Origin of the sequence: Coprothermobacter platensis DSM 11748 (genome assembly GCF_000378005.1) — a bacterium.
GTDB classification, from domain to species: Bacteria; Coprothermobacterota; Coprothermobacteria; order Coprothermobacterales; family Coprothermobacteraceae; genus Coprothermobacter; species Coprothermobacter platensis.
In genome coordinates this window covers 203,870-220,960 of record NZ_KB899040.1, presented here as the reverse complement: position 1 = coordinate 220,960, position 17,091 = coordinate 203,870, and the positions used below count along the sequence as shown (strand labels likewise).

Genomic DNA, 17,091 nt, shown 5'->3' with positions numbered 1-17,091 from the left:
GGCCCTCTCTTTTAAAAACAGAGGCTTCCTTAATGTTATTTTAGCAAAATTCCATTAAGTTGAGCTATGTTGTGACTGATATCACCTTTAAAAACGCCACTTCCGCTAACGAGCCACTCGGCTCCCGCATCCAAAACGCTTTTCGCTGTTTCCACGTTAATTCCGCCATCTACTTCCACTACATAGTTATAATTAAAAGCTTGTTTCCAGTTTTGCAACGTAGCAATTTTTTCAAGCGTTTCTGACAAGAATTGTTGGCCACCGAAGCCAGGATTAACACTCATAACCAACACCACATCCGCCAAATGCAAAATAGGCTTTATAAACTCCACTGGCGTTCCAGGATTCAAACTTACACCAGCTTTGCACCCGGTTTCCCTTATTTGCTGCATTAACCTGTGAATGTGGTTGGTAGCTTCTATATGAACAGTGAGAATGTCGGCCCCCGCCTTTTTAAAGGCCATTACATATTGTTCAGGGTTAGCAATCATTAAATGAACATCGAGTATAAAATCACTATGCTTACTTAAACTTTCTACTATCGGCACACCTAAAGAAATATTAGGAACAAAATTCCCATCCATGACATCCACATGTAAGGTATCAACCCCTAATTGCCTAAGTTCCAAGAGCTGATCTTTGAGACACCAAAAATCCGCAGATAAAAGCGACGGAATAATTTTTTTCATTTTTTTGCCTCCTCTTGCTGTTTTGTAAGAAAATAGCAATACGAATCATACCGAGATTGTGATATTTGACCTAAAGACACAGCCTTTTTTACAGCACATTGTGGCTCATGAAGGTGAAGGCAATCAGAATAATAGCAATCAGCAGACGCTTCTTCTATTTCAGGGAACAACTGTTGAACATCCCTTGGTCTCATGGCAGGCATCTCCAATAGAGCAAAACCCGGAGCATCCACAAACCACGTATTATCCATGTGCATAAGTTCCACCCACGTAGTGGTATGTTTACCCCTTCCAGCATGCGACACATCAGCAACACGTGCCTTTTCGTAACCCCAAAGAGCCTTTACTAAACTACTTTTGCCAACTCCAGATTGCCCGGTGAAAAGAACTGTTTTCCCTTGGATCATGCGTTTTAACTCCGATAGATCCTTATAGATTGAAGTAGATAGAACACGATAGCCTAAACGTTGATATAAATGCTCCCAAGGTTCCAGGAAACCATCAGCGTAAAGATCAGATTTATGAAATAAAACAACAGCATCCACATTATTCTGTCGCGCCAGACCTAAAGTAAGATCAAGATACTTGATATCGCATGCTGGGCTGATGAAAGAATGAACATACAATAGCAAATCAATATTAGCCACAGGAGGACGCAAAAAAACATTTTTCCTGCCAGCTACACGCTCAACCGAAGCAGTATTACCATCGGCAGGTAAAAACCATACACGGTCATTGACAAAAATACCACCATCGTTGAGGACCTTTCTTTTTACGAGCCCCGTATAGGTATTCCCTTCGTAAGAAAGGAGTACGTTATAGCGCTCCCTACGAAGTACGCGGCCCAAAAAGAAAGCCATCATTTAGGCGACCACACCTCTATATTAATAACAGTGCCCTCATAACGAAAAACACCACTCCGTGGCGATTGCGCTTTCACGATTTCAACCTGAGTATTAGACGTCGCGGTTCGAGTAATCTGTCCCACCTTCAGTCCTGCTGAAGTTATGGCGTTTTGTGCATTTTCTAATGTCAGGCCGATAAGCGCTGGAACACGAACCAGTTTTGGTATGCCCACCGTTAGGTTGACCACATCTCCTTCTACAGTCAAAGAACCTTCGGCAGGGTCCTGGTCTTTGACAACAAACCGGTCCCCTGTTTGCACCTCTGTTATAGAACCGATGCGAAGACCCAAGCTCTTTACCTTATCGATAGCATCTGCGCCAGATAAACCTATCAAATTAGGCAATTCTACCAATTTAAGCCCCTTTGAAACAATGAGCCGGACTTCTTGCCCAGAAGGTGCCAATATACCACCATCAGGCGTCTGAGCAATAACAACCCCCGGAGCAACGGTGGCATATTCATATTCCACAGAAGCGGCATATTTTTCTTTAGCAATTTCCTCAAGTGCTTGGTTAACCGTTAAGCCTGTCACAGACGGTACTCGTTGGACATTGTCAGCCCATGTGGGGACAACCATCAATAAACACAGTAAGCATATAATTGCTGTTAACTTATGGACCATTTTACGTCACTCCTTTTGGTGTGCACAAATACTCCCTGAGAAGACCACCCTCTTATAATAGGTTCTGCTTGCAGTAGTTCAATGTCTTGCACGTGCCAATCAGTAGTAATGTACTTTTGCACGATAGGGCTTAAGACGGATCCAAGGAGACTCGCTAAGATTAACGAGAGAATTAAATTGATCCATGAAAACAAACCGAAAATAATTGAAAAAACAATAAACAATATGGCAAATACTAAAGAGGTAACCACAGATGTTGTACCACAGCGTGGGTGTACAGCCAAGTTATGCTCTCCATTTAAAAGCCTTTGCTTAGCAACTTCTGCAGCTTGAGCTACGATGAATGGATCTCCTATACCTTGAACGAGGAATCCATTAGGGTAACTAATACCCGATAGTTTAACAGGCAACTCTTGTTCCAGCACATGTATGGTTGCATGTTCTAAGGCATGGTTTTTTCTTACTTCAGGATGAGCAATCATATAGTAAAGTTGCATAGGAGCATCCACAAGCGATGTCAAAGCTAAACCGAGAAAGCCAATGGGAAGTATTAAGAATCCTACAAATGATAGAAAAAACACTAATAATAAAAAATAAATTACTATCATAAATCTACAAATTCCTCCATCTCAAATGAAAAACGATATATCTCAGCACGCGGTAAGGCTCCCCTAACGCTTCGAACACAAAGTTTGGTGGTAACAGTTTTACCTCATCCGCCACCTCTGGTGAATATTTTACCAGTACAAGACGCGCTCTATTCAAAGCATCAGTAGAAAGGTTGTAGCTAACGTAATCTAAGATGAGGCCAAAAACTGCAAAGAAATAAGCCCCACGCGTTGAGCCAAAAATAAGTGCTCCAAATAGGCCCACGAGGAAAATCCATCGTAACACCGGTCTAATCCGGTAATAAATACGCCAAAAGCTGCTGCGAACCTGCAACGCCTCACCTATGCTCCTTGCGATAAGACTTAAATTCCAAGCATTGTTGTACATGAGCATGCGTTCTGGAAAATAGACAAAATCATTTTCCACGTTCATATAAGGTGAAACGATGTCTGGTCTCACTTTAAAACGGAATAAAGAATCCCAAGGCAAAAGTTTTGGAAAAACCTCACTGAGGCGTTCCTTTACGGGAACCACATTTCGCGATAGGTTATTGTATGTACCACTGTTAAACAGCACAATACCCAGATAATATACAAGCAATAATATGGGGGGAAGAACAACCAGCGGGTTAATCACCAAAAACGCCTTCTTTTTGTCTAATTCCTACCACAAATGATGAAGTTTCCTGCTTTTTTCTACCTTCTAACTGTAAAGAGAGTATTTCAAGAACACCATTACCAGTGCCTACAAAAAGTTGTTTGCCATACACAAGGAAGTGCCCAGGGATAAGGACTTTATCTAATGGCACTGCATTTTCACGTGCTTGGTAAACCTTCATTAACTTCCCATCATAAGTAGTCTTTGCACCCACATCAGCTAAAGCTCTTACCTGATTTGAAATAGCCGAGGCAGAACGGTGCCAATTTATCCATTCTTCATCAGCGTCAAATTTAGGGGCATAAGAAGCCTCACCACTTTGCGGCACACTAGAAGGGATCTCAAATTGTATTTTGCTAATAAACTGGTCGAGAAGCTTCATAGATAATTTTTGCAGTTTGTTCGTTAAAGAGAGGAAATCATCTTCAGGTTCAATGTTTAAGCGTTCTTGTAGGTAGATGTCACCTTCATCCATCTTAGATGCAACCTTTATCAAAGAAACACCAGTCACAGAGTCACCATTCCAGAGCGCTCTTCGAATGGGGTTAGGACCACGATATTTAGGAAGAAGAGAAGGATGGATATTCACCATGATTGGCCTCTCTAAAGAAAAAATGCTCTTTGGGATGAAGAAACCGAAGTCTACAACTACAGACAAGTAGAAATCCTGCATTTTATACCATTCGATAAAGTCACCTTTGAGCGTATTTACCTTGTACGTTGGTACACAGAGCTGTTCAGCAAGAGAAGCAGGTGGACAAGCTTTGATATGCAAGCCTCTACCAGCTACAGTATCACTCTTCGTGATCAACGTTACATCATGGCCGTCATTTACAAGGTGCTCCAAAATGGGGAGGCCAAAAGAACCAGAAGAGAAAAAAGCAATTTTCATTTTTCGTGTTCCTTCAAAAGGTCCACTACTCCAGGATAACGAAGCGCCAGTGGAAGCACTTCTATTCTATCCCAATCGGTTATTTTATCGATGAAAAGAATACCATCCAGATGATCTGTTTCATGTTGGACAACACGCGCTAACAACCCATCTAATTTCAGCGTCCGCTTTTCTCCCAACGCATCAGTAAACGATACCCTTATTTTTTTGAAACGCTCCACGGGTCCGTAAACGCCTGGTACTGATAAGCAACCCTCTATATCTTCATCCTTTTCTTTCCCCATAGGCTCCCATTGTGGATTGATCAAAACTTCTCTAAAATCGTCCAACTCTATGACGACGAAACGACGTGGCACACCGACTTGAGGGGCTGCCAAACCTACTCCTTCGACCTCATTTTCTTTCATCAGTGTGAACATATCTTCAAACAATTTCTTGTCTGCCTCACTGATATCCTTCATCTTCTTTGTTTTCATACGCAATATTTCATCAGGAATAACTCTGATTTCCACTACAAATATCCTCCTAAAAATGTCATCTTAGTAATTAACGGCACCACGATGCCAAGCAAGAAACCCGCACCTACTTGTTTAGGTGTGTGAACATTTATCTTTACACGAGACCATCCTATGATTAAGCTAATCGCGAAGAAAATCAAACTCCACCAATTTGCACTGACCATGAAGAACATCGTTGCCATGGCGGAAGATGCAAACGTATGGAAAGAAATCTTCCAAAATGCATTTATTACACCACATATGCCTAAACCAACACCCATAGACGACGTGATAAAAATGATCCATTTAGGCGCCCAGTTTTGTCTGCCAAAGATAGCCGCAGCCAAGAAATAAGCCAACATAGAAGCGACATAAGGCAGTGAACGAATCTCTCTCTCTACCAAATCCTTTGTCCGAATGAATTGCCGATTGCGAGCAATGGCAAAGGTTACAGCAGAAACAAGACCAACAGTGGCAAAAAATATCGCCAAAGCGAGAAGAATATGTTCCAGAGCAAGCCCTTTTACCCACATAAGGAGAACGAACAAGAACGTCCCCCAGATCATAGGATTGCCAATATCAGAAATGGTCTGAGCCAATGTTTGTCTTAGATTTGTTCTTTCTTCCATCCGTCTTTATTTTACCCGATTCCAAACGATTTATAAGCATGGCCATTTCTTGGTATTATATGTTTAATCATGCACAAAAGGGGTGATCAAATGAAGTCCTACGTGCAGTTCGAAAAAGAACTTTCTGCTGAATTCAGAGAAAAACTTGCAAAAACAGAAACAGTGGTAGAAGTTGGAGATGTTTTTTCCCAAACAGCACAAAAATTTTTGAAAAAGATATTGCCCGATATAACGTTAAAACCTACACTGCAGATAAAATTCGAACCTACGTCTCCACCCTACTATGTAATACCACAAGAGTTAAAAACTGGGCAATTAAAGGAACTTCTTGATGATAGCGACTTCCCTGCCATTCTTGAACGCTTTGCCACCGCTTGTTATAATAGGCGTTTGCACCTCGAAGAAATAGAAAAAACCAAAACATCTAAGAGGCCACCTGGATCACCTAATACTTAACATTTAGGTAAGCTCTTGTTAATACGTAATTATTATTTTATAATTGAACGATGAATCTGACATGGTGGCTTCTGATCATTTTTGGTGCCATCGTAATTTTATTGGATAAACTTGATTTGTATCTGCTTTTTTGATTGCATCGGTTTTTTTGGGAATTGTGGGACACCTATCTTTTGCACAAATTGTGCAACAATTCTTCGGAAGTTTATTGGCAGAAAAAACTATTGCCGTCTTGCTCACACTCTATCTCATGTCACTATATGAAGTCTTCTTGCGGAGAAGTGGTGCATTAACAAGACTCACCCAAAACTTCATAAAACTTTTAGGAGATTATAGATTAACAAGCGCTGTTATGCCTGCGGTAATGGGTCTATTGCCATCACCGGGAGGCGCACGTTTTTCTGCACCATTGGTGGCAGAAACTCTTGCTCATTCCAATGTACCAGATCAAGAAAAAGCCTTTATAAACTTTTGGTTCAGGCATATATGGGAACCCATACTGCCTGTTTACCCTGGTACACTCATGGCAGCAATGCTAATAGGGATTAGCCCTGGCTCCATGGCGCAACTGAATTGGTATATACCCATAATCATGATTGTCATTGGCTGGTTATTAGTATTTGGTTTTTCTATGCCATCAATAAGATTTCAAAAACCGAATTGGATAGAAATTCTTTTGGATTTGGGACCATTACTGGCTGTAATCGTCGCTGGGGTTCTTATAAAATCTGATTTTACCGTTCCTACAGCAATTCTTTTAGCATGTCTGTTCATTTACCTGCGTCAGTACAAGCACCTACCATCTATGATTAGTCTTACGAAGGAAGCATTAAAATGGAAAATGTTAGCAGTTATTCCGGCTGTCTATTTCTTCGCTGCCGTCCTCACTGCTACAGGCGGAGATAAAGCAGTTGCATCCAGTTTGGCAGCCATGCACCTTCCTAACATAATATTCTTTATTGTTCTCCCCTTTGCCATATCATTAATAACTGGTCTTACTCAAGCTGGAGTAGGTACAGCTTTGCCTCTACTCATGGGGCTAACCACACCTTCCAATCGCGTAGCCATGCTGAATTTAGCATTTGTTTTTGCTTTTGCAGGCGTCATGGCAAGTCCAACACATTTATGTCTAATTCTGTCCAGAGACTACTTCCAAGCAAAAGCAGGAGCCCTATACAACAAACTCATTATGGCAGTTACTGTAGTAAGCATATTTCCCATCATCTTTATATTGTTCTGAATGCTAATATTTAAGATGTAAATACTTTTTGGGAGGTGTAATTGTGAAAGTAATCATTACCAATGCAAAGGTTTACACTGTTTCCCACGGCGTCATTGAAAACGGAAGCGTTTTAGTCGAGAACGGCAAGATCGTGCAAGTTTCCGCCGGACCTATTCAAAGTGACGGCGCTCACATTGTTGATGCCAAAGGACTACTACTGATGCCTGGTTTCGTCGATGCTCATACACATGTAGGCATTTCTGAAGAAGGCATCGGGTGGGAAGGCGAAGATTATAATGAGTGGGTTGAACCCGTCACACCCTATTTAAGAGCCATTGATGGAATAAACCCACGTGAACAGGGTGTAAGAGATGCATTAGAGGGTGGTATCACTACTGTTTGCGCAGCACCTGGTTCAGCCAATGTCATAGGTGGGACAGCATGTGTTTATAAAACTTTTGGTGACACCATAGATAAAATGGTCATAAAAGACCCCGTCGCACTTAAAGCAGCTACTGGAGAAAACCCAAAGCGCGTTTATAGAGACATGAGAAAATCACCTGTAACCCGTATGGCCACTGCATCCCTTATGAGACAAGCGCTAATAAAAGCACGAACCTATATGGAAAAGAAAGAACGTTATGCTTCCGAACCTGATAAGCAACCAGATTACGACTTAGGGATGGAACACATCTGTATGGTCCTCCGTAAGGAAATACCGATGAAGATCCATGCACACCGTGCAGACGACATACTTACAGCTATAAGAATTGCTAAAGAATTCGATATCAATATCACCATTGATCATTGTACAGAAGGCCACCTAATACCAGAACAGATAGCAGAGTCAAAATTCCCCTGTATCGTGGGACCCAATCTTACAAACAGAAGTAAAGTAGAACTCATGAACAAGAGTTTTGAAACACCTGCTGTGTTGTACCAGCATGGAGTACTATTCGCTATTATGACAGATCATCCGGTTATTCCCATACAGTTCTTACCTTTAGCTGTAAGCCTTGCAGTAAAATATGGTTTACCCTACGAAGAAGGTATAAAGGCCATAACAATAAATGCTGCAAGAATATTGGGCCTCGATAACAGAATCGGCTCCATAGATGCTGGCAAAGATGCGGATTTAGTACTGTGGGATGGAGACCCATTGAGTGTCGATGGCAAACCTCAAATGGTCATGGTCAACGGAGAAATTGCTCTTAACAAAATATAAATCGTATCAATAAAAAAAGGGCGGTGGGGGTAACCGCCCTTTGTAGGTGTGGTGAGGAAAGGAGGTGGGTGAGATGCCAGGGGTAAGCATCTCACAGGGAGGCTTACTTTTGGAAGATCATGTCTTCCGTTCTTCGTTATGTATAATACCGTGAACAGCCGAATTTTATTCTTAAATAAATGTTAAGCACATTAGTATTTACTTTCATTATGTATAAAACAGAGCCCATGTTGGTAAATAAGAAAGAAGAAAAGGGACTAAGTAGATGCAGGAGGTGCAATTATGGCCAAGATCATAGGTATAGACTTGGGAACATCGAACTCATGTGCCGCAGTTATGCTGGGCGGAAAACCTACTATCATTCCATCTGCGGAAGGAACTACCATGTACGGCAAAACAGTGCCATCAGTAGTGGCTTTTACCAAAGACGGACAAATACTGGTAGGCGAACCCGCGCGAAGGCAAGCGGCTATGAACCCAGAAGGTACTATTACTGGTATAAAGAGAAAAATGGGAACACGAGAAACGATACAATGTTTTGGAAAAACATATACACCAGAACAAATATCAGCGTTTATTTTGCAAAAAATCAAAAAAGATGCTGAAGCGTTCCTTGGTGAACCAGTGAGTCAGGCGGTAATTACCGTACCAGCGTATTTTAACGATGCCCAGAGGCAAGCAACCAAAGATGCAGGTGCTATAGCAGGTCTGGAAGTAGTAAGGCTCATAAATGAACCAACAGCGGCAGCATTTGCATACGGCCTTGATAAAGCTGAGCAAGAAATGAAAATTATGGTTTACGATTTTGGTGGCGGTACGTTGGATGTCACCATAATGGATTTTGGACACGGCGTGTTCCAAGTTGTTTCCACAAGTGGTGATACTCAACTTGGTGGTCGTGATATGGATAAAGTCCTTATGGATTACGTTTTGGAAGAATTCCAAAGAGAAAGTGGTATAGATTTACGCAGCGATCGAATGGCAATGATAAGGGTGAATGAAGCTGTAGAAAAAGCAAAAATCGAGCTTTCCTCTGTTCTTGAAACAGATATTTCCCTACCCTTCATCGCCATGAAAGATGGACAGCCTGTTCACCTTCAGATGAAAGTGACCAGAGCAAAACTGGAACAGCTTGTCAGGCCGATAGTAGAGAAAACAGCAACTCCTATTGAGCAGGCGTTAAAAGATGCGCAACTCACACCCAATGACATAGACAAAATCATATTAATTGGTGGTCCTACCAGAATGCCCATCGTGAGAGATTTCGTGGAGCAGTTCATGAATAAACCGGTGGAACGAGGTATAGACCCCATGGAAGCGGTAGCAATGGGAGCTGCCATACAGGCTGGCATCATCGAAGGCACAGTAAAAGACATCGTGTTGGTTGATGTAACGCCCCTTTCTCTCGGTGTAGAAACAGTAGGCGGTATTATGACCGTTCTTATCCCAAGGAATACACCAGTACCGGTGACGAAATCTGAGATATTCACTACAGCAACCGATTACCAGACCAGCGTTCAGGTACATGTACTCCAAGGTGAAAGGCCATTAGCTCAAGACAACCTGTCCCTGGGAGAGTTTGTCCTAGATGGCATACCACCAGCGCCTAGAGGTATACCACAAATTGAAGTAACGTTCAGCATCGATGCTAACGGTATTTTGAACGTCACTGCAAAGGATAAGGCATCAGGGAAGAGTCAACAAATAACAATTACTAACAGCACAAGACTTTCTGAAGATGAAATTGAACGGATGCGTAAAGAAGCAGAAATGTATGCTGAGGAAGATAAGAAGAAAAAAGACGAAATAGAAACGCGCAACCAAGCAGACACTTATGTTTTTCAAGCACGGAAACTTTTAAAAGAGAATGAGGGGAAACTCCCCGAGGACATTACAAAAGAGATAACGGAAAAGACAGATAACTTGGAAAAAGCGTTGCGCGATAATGAACCTGTGGATCAGCTAAAACAATTAATGGAAGATGTATTGACTGCTATGGGAAAAGCAGGCTCTTACTTATATCAGAGCAACCCTGGTCAACAGCCTGGTCCAAATAACCCGGGTGATGGTACAGAGGGAGAAGGTCCTCAAGGAGATATCCACTAATGAAGGATTATTACGAAATTCTTGGCGTGCCAGAGGATGCTTCGGTTGATGATATAAAGAGAAAATATAGAGAACTCGTAAAACAGTTTCACCCTGATTTGAACAAGGGTGACGAAGAAGCAGCAAAGCGTATGGCTGAAATCAACGAAGCATATCAGGTACTCACAGACCCGAAAAAACGTGCAGAGTACGACGCCATGAGAAAAGGCGGAGTGAATTTCGGCTCTGGTTCTGATTATTACAGGCCTGGACAAGGATTCGATTTCTTTGACTCTATCTTCCGTGATTTCTTCACCGATTTTCCATTCGGCTCCACTATATTCAATAGGAATACAGCAACTCAAGCAAAACCCAAAGGTTCTGATATCAACTTAGAAGTAACTCTTTCCCTAAAAGATGTGATCACAGGAACTACGAAGTCCTTGCAATTTTCAAGAGCCGAATTGTGTGAAGATTGCCATGGAACGGGAGCAAAAGACGGACGAGTCAAAACTTGTGACCGATGTCACGGCACGGGAGTTATAGAAAATAGGCAAACGACACCCTTCGGGGTGTTCGTGAGCCAAACCGAATGTCCTGTTTGCCATGGTACGGGAAAAGTTCCTGAAGAAACATGTCCCACCTGCCGTGGTGCGGGCGTTGTAAGAAAACAACGAACACTTGGTCTGCAAATTCCCCCAGGTGTGGACAACAACGACGTAATCACACTCAAAGGGCAAGGGAATGCTGTAAAAGATGGCGTAAGCGGCGACATAAATGTGACTATTAAAGTACTTATTCCTCAAGGCTGGCGCAGGAAAGGAACACATCTGTATACGGAAGTGCATGTGCCTTATTATCATGCCATTTTAGGCGGCAAAGTAAAAGTAAATACCGCTACTGGTGAAGAGAAAGAACTATTACTTGAGGCAGGTACTCAACCAGATCAGGAGTACATACTGGCAAATGAAGGGGTACCAGATAAGAATGGTCGTTATAGAGGCGACTTGCATGTAACGATAAAAGTGGACATGCCGTCCAAGCTTACACCACAGGAGCGAAAGTATTTGGAAGAAATAAAGAAGTTACACGAAAACGATAATAACAAAAAGAAATTTGGCTTTTTTAATTAAAGAGAGGCGCCACCAATTGAGGTGGCGCCTCTCTTTAAACCCTTACTGGAAGTTTCTTATTATTTAGATTCATCTTCCATATCTTCTTCAATTTCTATTGCTTCTTCACTAATCATGTCTTCGGCTTTTTTTGTAAGCTCAGCAGCTTTATCCTTTAACTCCTGAGCTTTCTCTAAAGTTTTCTTTCTTAAATCAGATGTTTTTTCCTTTACTACTCCACGCATTTCTGCACCGGACATAGGCGCCATCAATAAACCGCAGGTGGCACCTATAAGAATGCCAGCCGCGAACACACTTGCTACTCTGATTACATCACGCATATCATCCATAATTTTCCCTCCTTTTCGTTCTTTCTTCTTGGTAGAAACATGGTTACTCTTCACGCTATTTTTCCTCTTCTTCGTCTTCTTCACATTCACACGACTCTTCCATGTCTTCGTCGCACCAAGGGCATCCATTTTCCATCTTGAAATGAGCAATATGTACCAACGTACCGCCTACCAAGGCTCCAATCAATCCACCGAGGAGCATACCACCAAGGAAGGAACCGATTCCAACTGCCGCGCCCTTTCTTAAAACGGCGCCTTCTTCATTACTACCTTTTAACAACATTATTTGACACCCCCTTTTCCATTATTTTACCTGTTTTCCCTTGCCTTTATTCCTACTCACAAGAGATATAACCGAAGGAAGCGTTCTTAGGACTACATTTGTCCAATTGGGCTTTACCACATAGGGCAAAACAGCAGTCAACTGCTTCAAATCACCAGTCATGTTTTTTAGTTGGTCTGTAGTTTCCGTAACATTCCTGAGAATTTCAGGTACTTCCGTTGCAGCGCTATTAGTGATCTTTTTAACATCCTGCTGTAAATCGCCCACTGCATCTTTTATTTCGCCACCATACTTCTGAATAGCTCTTAATATTAGCACCATGAATACTATGATGCCTACAGCAAACACCCAAAGTGGAAAAGCGATGAAAAACACCTGCCAGTTTGTCATGACATGCCTCCCCTCTTAAAACAAACCCGCCGTGCCGTACAGGGCCAGAAAGCTGCGTCCCTGTCACACAGGTGGGCGCTTCCCTTCCACCTCCTGGAAGGGAGATGGAATTCGAGCTCCCAAGACGCACTTGTTGGATGCACTTCTGCCCCTATTTACGCACACGGCAGGCTAACCTAATTATAACATGATGAATTAAATTCTCAAGATTACGCTTTCTTTGTTCATAAATTTGCTAACGACTAACGCCAAAATTATAGCAACCACAACATCTATCAAGAACGCCATACCTATAAGCGGCCAAACGACGTTCCCAATAATGACATTATATGTAACAGCCGAAGCATTAACGATGGGGACGAAATATAACCACGTAGGCATTGCTGTGGCATTAGTAAGAGAAGGAATAAGAACGAATATGAAAGGCAATATGACCATACCCATTTGTCCCAGATACAGTTGTGCTTCTCGCATATTCCTGCTGTAAATAGAAATAATGAATTGCAAAGCGGCACCTGTTAAAGAAAGTAATATGGCTCCTATAACCATTGCCCATATGCCTGACCCCCAGATGCTTAGGGCAGACGTACCAGCAGTCACACCTAAACCCAAGTCAAAATTCGTCAATGCATAAGTATAGGAAAAGGTAAACGACAGTAGAGTTATCAATGTACCTATGCTGTTCAAAACAGCTAAAGCAAGCCACTTACCCATAGCAATGTGAAAACGTGAAACAGGCGTAGCTAATAAACTTTCAAGTGTTCCTCTTTCCTTTTCACCGGCCCCGATATCTGTGCCAAGATAAACATTACCTACAAAACCACTGCTCAGCATGACTAAAGATACAATATAAGCTAACATGAACTTTAAGAACGCATTGGGTTCTCCTACTTGCTTGCTTTGAACGACAACTAAAGAAAACACATCATCTTTTATGCCTTTAGTGGCAAGATACTGCTTTATTCGAAGCTCACGATAGCTCGGTAGAATGCCATTAACATAACTTGCAGCGTTTTCTCCTTTGCTTCCAGAAGCGAAGGATGTAACCACTGTAATCTGAGAATGAGAGCTTGTTTGTTCTTCAACTACACCTACGTCAGCCTTCTTTTGCAGAACCATGTCGCTAACGTCTTTGGAATCGATCACTTTTAAGTTTGCATTGGCAAGGAAAGAACGGAGTTCTTCACTACCTTGAAACGCTACCGTGTAGCCACTTTTTGTCTCTTGCTTTACCGATTGCCCTTCGAAATAGAATATTCCAAGCACGATAGCAGGCACAAGTACCGCTGGTAACAATACACTCATGATAAGTGTTCGGCGATCTCTGAAAGCTTCTTTTATTTCCTTCCTCATTACAGCAAAAATGGATTTCATTGCTTCACCACCTTCATGAATGCCTCTTCCAGCGAATTGCTTTGCGTACGTTGCTTTAGCTCTTCTGGGCTTCCTTCTGCCACGATGGAGCCAAGATTAATGATGTAAACATAGTCGCATAAAAGCTCCGCTTCATTCATCAAATGCGTACTAAAGAGAACTGTTTTACCACTGTCCCTTTGTTGTTTCACAAATGTGCGGACAGCCAATGTGCTGGGAACATCAAGGCCCGCAGTAGGCTCATCTAATATGAGAACAGGAGGATCATGAATAACTGCACGCACCAAATTGAGCTTTTGAGCCATGCCTTTTGAATAAGTCCCTGCTTGCCTTTTTCCGTAATCAATTTCCAGCAATTTATAAAGCACTTCCATTCTCTTGTACGCTTCCGGTCTTGACACGCCAGCGAGGTCTGCAAAATAGAGCACGTTTTCGTCGCCAGTGAGCCTACGGTATAAACCCGTGTTCTCTAATACCACTCCAAGAGAAGAACGTACTTTGGAAGCATCTTTCACTACGTCAAAACCGTTCACCTTGGCGCTCCCACTTATAGGTTTGAGAATTGTACTAAGAATCCTTATAGTAGTCGTCTTGCCAGCGCCATTAGGACCCAAAAGTCCTGTAACCTGACCACTTTTGCAATTAAAAGATACGCCTTTTAACGCCTCAACATTCCCGAAATGTTTTTGAAGATTCTGAACTTCGATCAATTCAAAGCCTCCTTTTCCTCCGCTCATCCATTGTTACGTGACAATTATATCGCTAATATCGCCTTTCACGTTTTTTATAGGCAAATAGGCTTAACAATCACACATTATGTCTGTGTACAAAACGAGAGATTAGAAATAATACAGAAAGAAACAAAACCATCAAAGGCGATACAGGTAGGTTCCAAAAGAACGCAGAGGCTAATGCAAGTAAACCGGACAAACCGATAATAATGGTAGATATTTTCCATGACGTATGATAAGAATCGGTTAATTGCAGTGACACAGCGCCCGGTAAAACCAAAAGTGCTTCAACCATAAGTGTGCCTACTGCTCTTATGGTCACCGTTATATAAAATGCCAGTAGTACGGAAATGATGAGCCTGATAGAACCCGCTGCTATTCCAGAAACAGAAGCATATTCTTCGTCAAAGGTTGTGCTGAGTATGTCCCAGTATCGGGAAAAGAAAAAGACAGCAATGGCCGCTGTACCTATGGCAGTAAGAGCCAAATCTGTAATATCTACACCAACCATAGAACCGAAGAGCAATCCCATAACAGTAGAAACTTGCTCAGGAATAAAATACGATAAAATCAAGCCTAAAGCTAATATAAACGTAAATGCGACTATCACTGAATTAGAGCTGGAAACGCGTTTCCCTTCTATTCTTTGAGACAACAAAGCTACAACCATACCTGTTGCTACCATCCACAACCAAGGCATGCCAAAAATAGCACCGAGTACCCCTCCAGTAAAGGCAGCATGTCCAATTCCTGTACCCAGTACACCCAAATCGCGTAAGTTTACCAATATGGTGAGTAGCCCAAGTCCTAACGACAGCATCAAAACCTCAACCAATGCTCTTTGCATGAATGTATAACTAAGCATGATCTCTTAGCTCCCAGCTATCAAAGTTAATAATCAGACATTTATCTACTACTCTTCGAACCCCTTCCAAGTCATGTGAAACAATAATAAATGCTTTACCATGCTTCTTTCCTTCATCCAATATGCTGTAGAACGCGTCAGTGAAAGCAGGATCTAAATTGGAAGTCGGCTCATCCATGATAGTAAGCAGAGGCTCATTAACGAGTGCTCTAGCTATAAGAAGTCTTTGTAGCTGTCCTCCTGATAGTTTTCTCAGGGGAACGTACATGTCATTAAATCCAAAGCGTGATAACACCGATTGTATTCGTGTATCGGCTTCTTCAACTGTCATCATACCTGAGCGCATTTGGGTCAAAAGCGACATATAAACCACATCCCGAAGTGTTACAGGAAAAGACAAGTCCACTGCAGCACGTTGAGGAACATAACTAAGCAAAATCCTCTGATCTGCTCGAAGTGCACGTACAGCCGAACCTAAAAAACTTACAGAACCTTCCAAAGGCATTTGAATACCAAGAATCGTACGAACCAGTGTACTTTTACCGGCTCCGTTTGGGCCTATAATGCCTAAAGACTGCCCACGGGTTATTTGAAAGGAAATCCTACTTATTAAAGGCTTGTCATAACCGACAGTCAGATTATCAACGGAAAGCAGTGTCTGTTCATTTACTTTCATCTTTTAATAACATCCATCAGTTTACTTATGTTTTGTTCCATTATAGACGTATATGTGCCAGTAGCCAATTCCATCAAATCAAAGTACACAGAAGGTAGCTTCAACTGCTGTTTTAACACCTCAGCCGTCTTAGACTCCTCATTAGGATTTAGAAGAAGGATGCAGGAACGTTGTGTCGCAACAACGCGGGAAAGAGCAGCTAATTTACGTGGTGATATTTCAACTTCTCCTATTTCTAAGGTACCTGCTATGTTCCACGAGTAATCTTCTTGGACAATGGCAAAAGCAGGGTGCTGCGTGATGAAACATGAACCTGAAAATGTATGGAACACTGCATCGAAGGAATACAATTGCGTTAAGAAACGTTTTGCATTAGCGCTATGCTCTTTCTTGTTTTCAGGAAAATAATCATCCAAGAATGACTCAATAGAGGGAACCCATTCTATGACACGCTTAGGAGAAAGCCACAAATGAGGGTCCTTAGTATTTGCTGGCAATAGGAACAACAATGGCTTGTGAAATGATTCAACGATCTTCCTGTCCGATGATGCTCCTAATGAAATAATAGCCACAGACTGTTCAAGAGCCTTTGATAATGATGCTGTTACTTCCAAAAAATGTGGATCTCCCGCTAAAGGCGTGGCATTTACAATTTCATCTTTGGAAGCAATTTCACTGACAATGGCATAAGCGGGACCTCCTACTATAGCTATTCGATTGTTTGAAGGTGGAGCCGCACAAGAACACAATAGCACAGAAGTAAGAAAAAAAGCCAACAAGCGTATAAAAGCAAATCTCTTCCCTCCCATAACTTATATAAT

Annotated in this window: 21 protein-coding genes and 1 other RNA gene; 5 read left to right on the top strand and 17 right to left on the bottom strand. The window is 42.0% G+C overall.

From position 1 onward, the window contains the following. Positions 1 to 35: 35 nt before the first annotated feature. The 8 genes from rpe to D890_RS0101150 are packed head-to-tail and all read right to left on the bottom strand — an operon-like array spanning position 36 to position 5,501. A complete protein-coding gene (rpe, locus tag D890_RS0101185) occupies positions 36 to 689 on the bottom strand; it encodes a ribulose-phosphate 3-epimerase (RefSeq protein ID WP_018962706.1) in 654 nt (217 codons plus the stop codon). Continuing rightward, positions 686 to 1,552: a ribosome small subunit-dependent GTPase A gene (gene rsgA, locus D890_RS0101180; RefSeq protein WP_018962705.1), complete on the bottom strand. Its 867-nt coding sequence runs from the start codon at positions 1,550 to 1,552 to the stop codon at positions 686 to 688. The genes rpe and rsgA overlap by 4 nt, the downstream gene beginning before the upstream one ends. Then, complete coding sequence (locus D890_RS0101175; protein ID WP_018962704.1) at positions 1,549 to 2,217, bottom strand: PASTA domain-containing protein; 669 nt, start codon at positions 2,215 to 2,217, stop codon at positions 1,549 to 1,551. The genes rsgA and D890_RS0101175 overlap by 4 nt, the downstream gene beginning before the upstream one ends. Then, complete coding sequence (locus D890_RS0101170; protein WP_018962703.1) at positions 2,202 to 2,825, bottom strand: DUF6391 domain-containing protein; 624 nt, start codon at positions 2,823 to 2,825, stop codon at positions 2,202 to 2,204. The genes D890_RS0101175 and D890_RS0101170 overlap by 16 nt, the downstream gene beginning before the upstream one ends. A 4-nt stretch (positions 2,826 to 2,829) precedes the next feature. Further along, complete coding sequence (locus D890_RS0101165; protein WP_018962702.1) at positions 2,830 to 3,462, bottom strand: hypothetical protein; 633 nt, start codon at positions 3,460 to 3,462, stop codon at positions 2,830 to 2,832. Further along, complete coding sequence (locus D890_RS0101160) at positions 3,455 to 4,375, bottom strand: methionyl-tRNA formyltransferase (RefSeq protein ID WP_018962701.1); 921 nt, start codon at positions 4,373 to 4,375, stop codon at positions 3,455 to 3,457. The genes D890_RS0101165 and D890_RS0101160 overlap by 8 nt, the downstream gene beginning before the upstream one ends. Next, positions 4,372 to 4,887 carry a peptide deformylase gene (gene def / locus D890_RS07475; RefSeq protein ID WP_018962700.1) on the bottom strand — a complete coding sequence of 172 codons (516 nt, stop codon included), beginning with the start codon at positions 4,885 to 4,887 and terminating at the stop codon, positions 4,372 to 4,374. The genes D890_RS0101160 and def overlap by 4 nt, the downstream gene beginning before the upstream one ends. Further along, the gene (locus D890_RS0101150; RefSeq protein WP_018962699.1) at positions 4,887 to 5,501 is read right to left on the bottom strand and encodes a phosphatase PAP2 family protein; all 615 of its coding nucleotides are present in this window, start codon (positions 5,499 to 5,501) and stop codon (positions 4,887 to 4,889) included. The genes def and D890_RS0101150 overlap by 1 nt, the downstream gene beginning before the upstream one ends. A 90-nt stretch (positions 5,502 to 5,591) precedes the next feature. Between D890_RS0101150 and D890_RS0101145 the strand changes: the two genes are divergently transcribed. From D890_RS0101145 to D890_RS0101125, 5 genes are all read left to right on the top strand, one after another. Continuing rightward, on the top strand, positions 5,592 to 5,957 hold the full coding sequence (locus tag D890_RS0101145) for a hypothetical protein (RefSeq protein ID WP_018962698.1): 366 nt from the start codon (positions 5,592 to 5,594) through the stop codon (positions 5,955 to 5,957). 130 nt (positions 5,958 to 6,087) lie between these two features. Beyond that, positions 6,088 to 7,197: a DUF401 family protein gene (locus D890_RS0101140; protein WP_156802637.1), complete on the top strand. Its 1,110-nt coding sequence runs from the start codon at positions 6,088 to 6,090 to the stop codon at positions 7,195 to 7,197. A gap of 43 nt (positions 7,198 to 7,240) precedes the next feature. After that, complete coding sequence (locus D890_RS0101135) at positions 7,241 to 8,404, top strand: amidohydrolase (protein WP_018962696.1); 1,164 nt, start codon at positions 7,241 to 7,243, stop codon at positions 8,402 to 8,404. A gap of 282 nt (positions 8,405 to 8,686) precedes the next feature. Beyond that, positions 8,687 to 10,510, top strand: coding sequence for a molecular chaperone DnaK (gene dnaK, locus D890_RS0101130; protein ID WP_018962695.1), 1,824 nt, complete (start codon positions 8,687 to 8,689; stop codon positions 10,508 to 10,510). Then, positions 10,510 to 11,622, top strand: coding sequence for a DnaJ C-terminal domain-containing protein (locus tag D890_RS0101125; RefSeq protein ID WP_018962694.1), 1,113 nt, complete (start codon positions 10,510 to 10,512; stop codon positions 11,620 to 11,622). Before dnaK ends, D890_RS0101125 begins: the two co-directional genes overlap by 1 nt. Before the next feature lie 59 nt (positions 11,623 to 11,681). Here D890_RS0101125 and D890_RS0101120 read toward each other — a convergent pair whose 3' ends face one another. From D890_RS0101120 to D890_RS0101085, 9 genes are all read right to left on the bottom strand, one after another. Beyond that, positions 11,682 to 11,951, bottom strand: coding sequence for a YtxH domain-containing protein (locus D890_RS0101120; protein WP_051073668.1), 270 nt, complete (start codon positions 11,949 to 11,951; stop codon positions 11,682 to 11,684). Between the two features lie 55 nt (positions 11,952 to 12,006). Further along, positions 12,007 to 12,234, bottom strand: coding sequence for a hypothetical protein (locus tag D890_RS0101115; RefSeq protein WP_018962692.1), 228 nt, complete (start codon positions 12,232 to 12,234; stop codon positions 12,007 to 12,009). Between the two features lie 21 nt (positions 12,235 to 12,255). Next, the gene (locus tag D890_RS0101110; protein ID WP_018962691.1) at positions 12,256 to 12,624 is read right to left on the bottom strand and encodes a hypothetical protein; all 369 of its coding nucleotides are present in this window, start codon (positions 12,622 to 12,624) and stop codon (positions 12,256 to 12,258) included. A gap of 19 nt (positions 12,625 to 12,643) precedes the next feature. Continuing rightward, positions 12,644 to 12,800: non-coding RNA, 6S RNA (ssrS, locus tag D890_RS07810), on the bottom strand. Positions 12,801 to 12,819: 19 nt separating this feature from the next. After that, positions 12,820 to 13,998: an ABC transporter permease subunit gene (locus D890_RS0101105; RefSeq protein ID WP_018962690.1), complete on the bottom strand. Its 1,179-nt coding sequence runs from the start codon at positions 13,996 to 13,998 to the stop codon at positions 12,820 to 12,822. Next, complete coding sequence (locus D890_RS0101100; protein WP_018962689.1) at positions 13,995 to 14,708, bottom strand: ABC transporter ATP-binding protein; 714 nt, start codon at positions 14,706 to 14,708, stop codon at positions 13,995 to 13,997. Before D890_RS0101100 ends, D890_RS0101105 begins: the two co-directional genes overlap by 4 nt. Positions 14,709 to 14,805: 97 nt before the next feature. After that, positions 14,806 to 15,594 carry a metal ABC transporter permease gene (locus tag D890_RS0101095; protein ID WP_018962688.1) on the bottom strand — a complete coding sequence of 263 codons (789 nt, stop codon included), beginning with the start codon at positions 15,592 to 15,594 and terminating at the stop codon, positions 14,806 to 14,808. Next, the gene (locus D890_RS0101090; protein WP_018962687.1) at positions 15,587 to 16,270 is read right to left on the bottom strand and encodes a metal ABC transporter ATP-binding protein; all 684 of its coding nucleotides are present in this window, start codon (positions 16,268 to 16,270) and stop codon (positions 15,587 to 15,589) included. Before D890_RS0101090 ends, D890_RS0101095 begins: the two co-directional genes overlap by 8 nt. After that, complete coding sequence (locus tag D890_RS0101085; protein WP_156802636.1) at positions 16,267 to 17,079, bottom strand: metal ABC transporter substrate-binding protein; 813 nt, start codon at positions 17,077 to 17,079, stop codon at positions 16,267 to 16,269. The genes D890_RS0101090 and D890_RS0101085 overlap by 4 nt, the downstream gene beginning before the upstream one ends. Between the last annotated feature and the right edge of the window lie 12 nt (positions 17,080 to 17,091).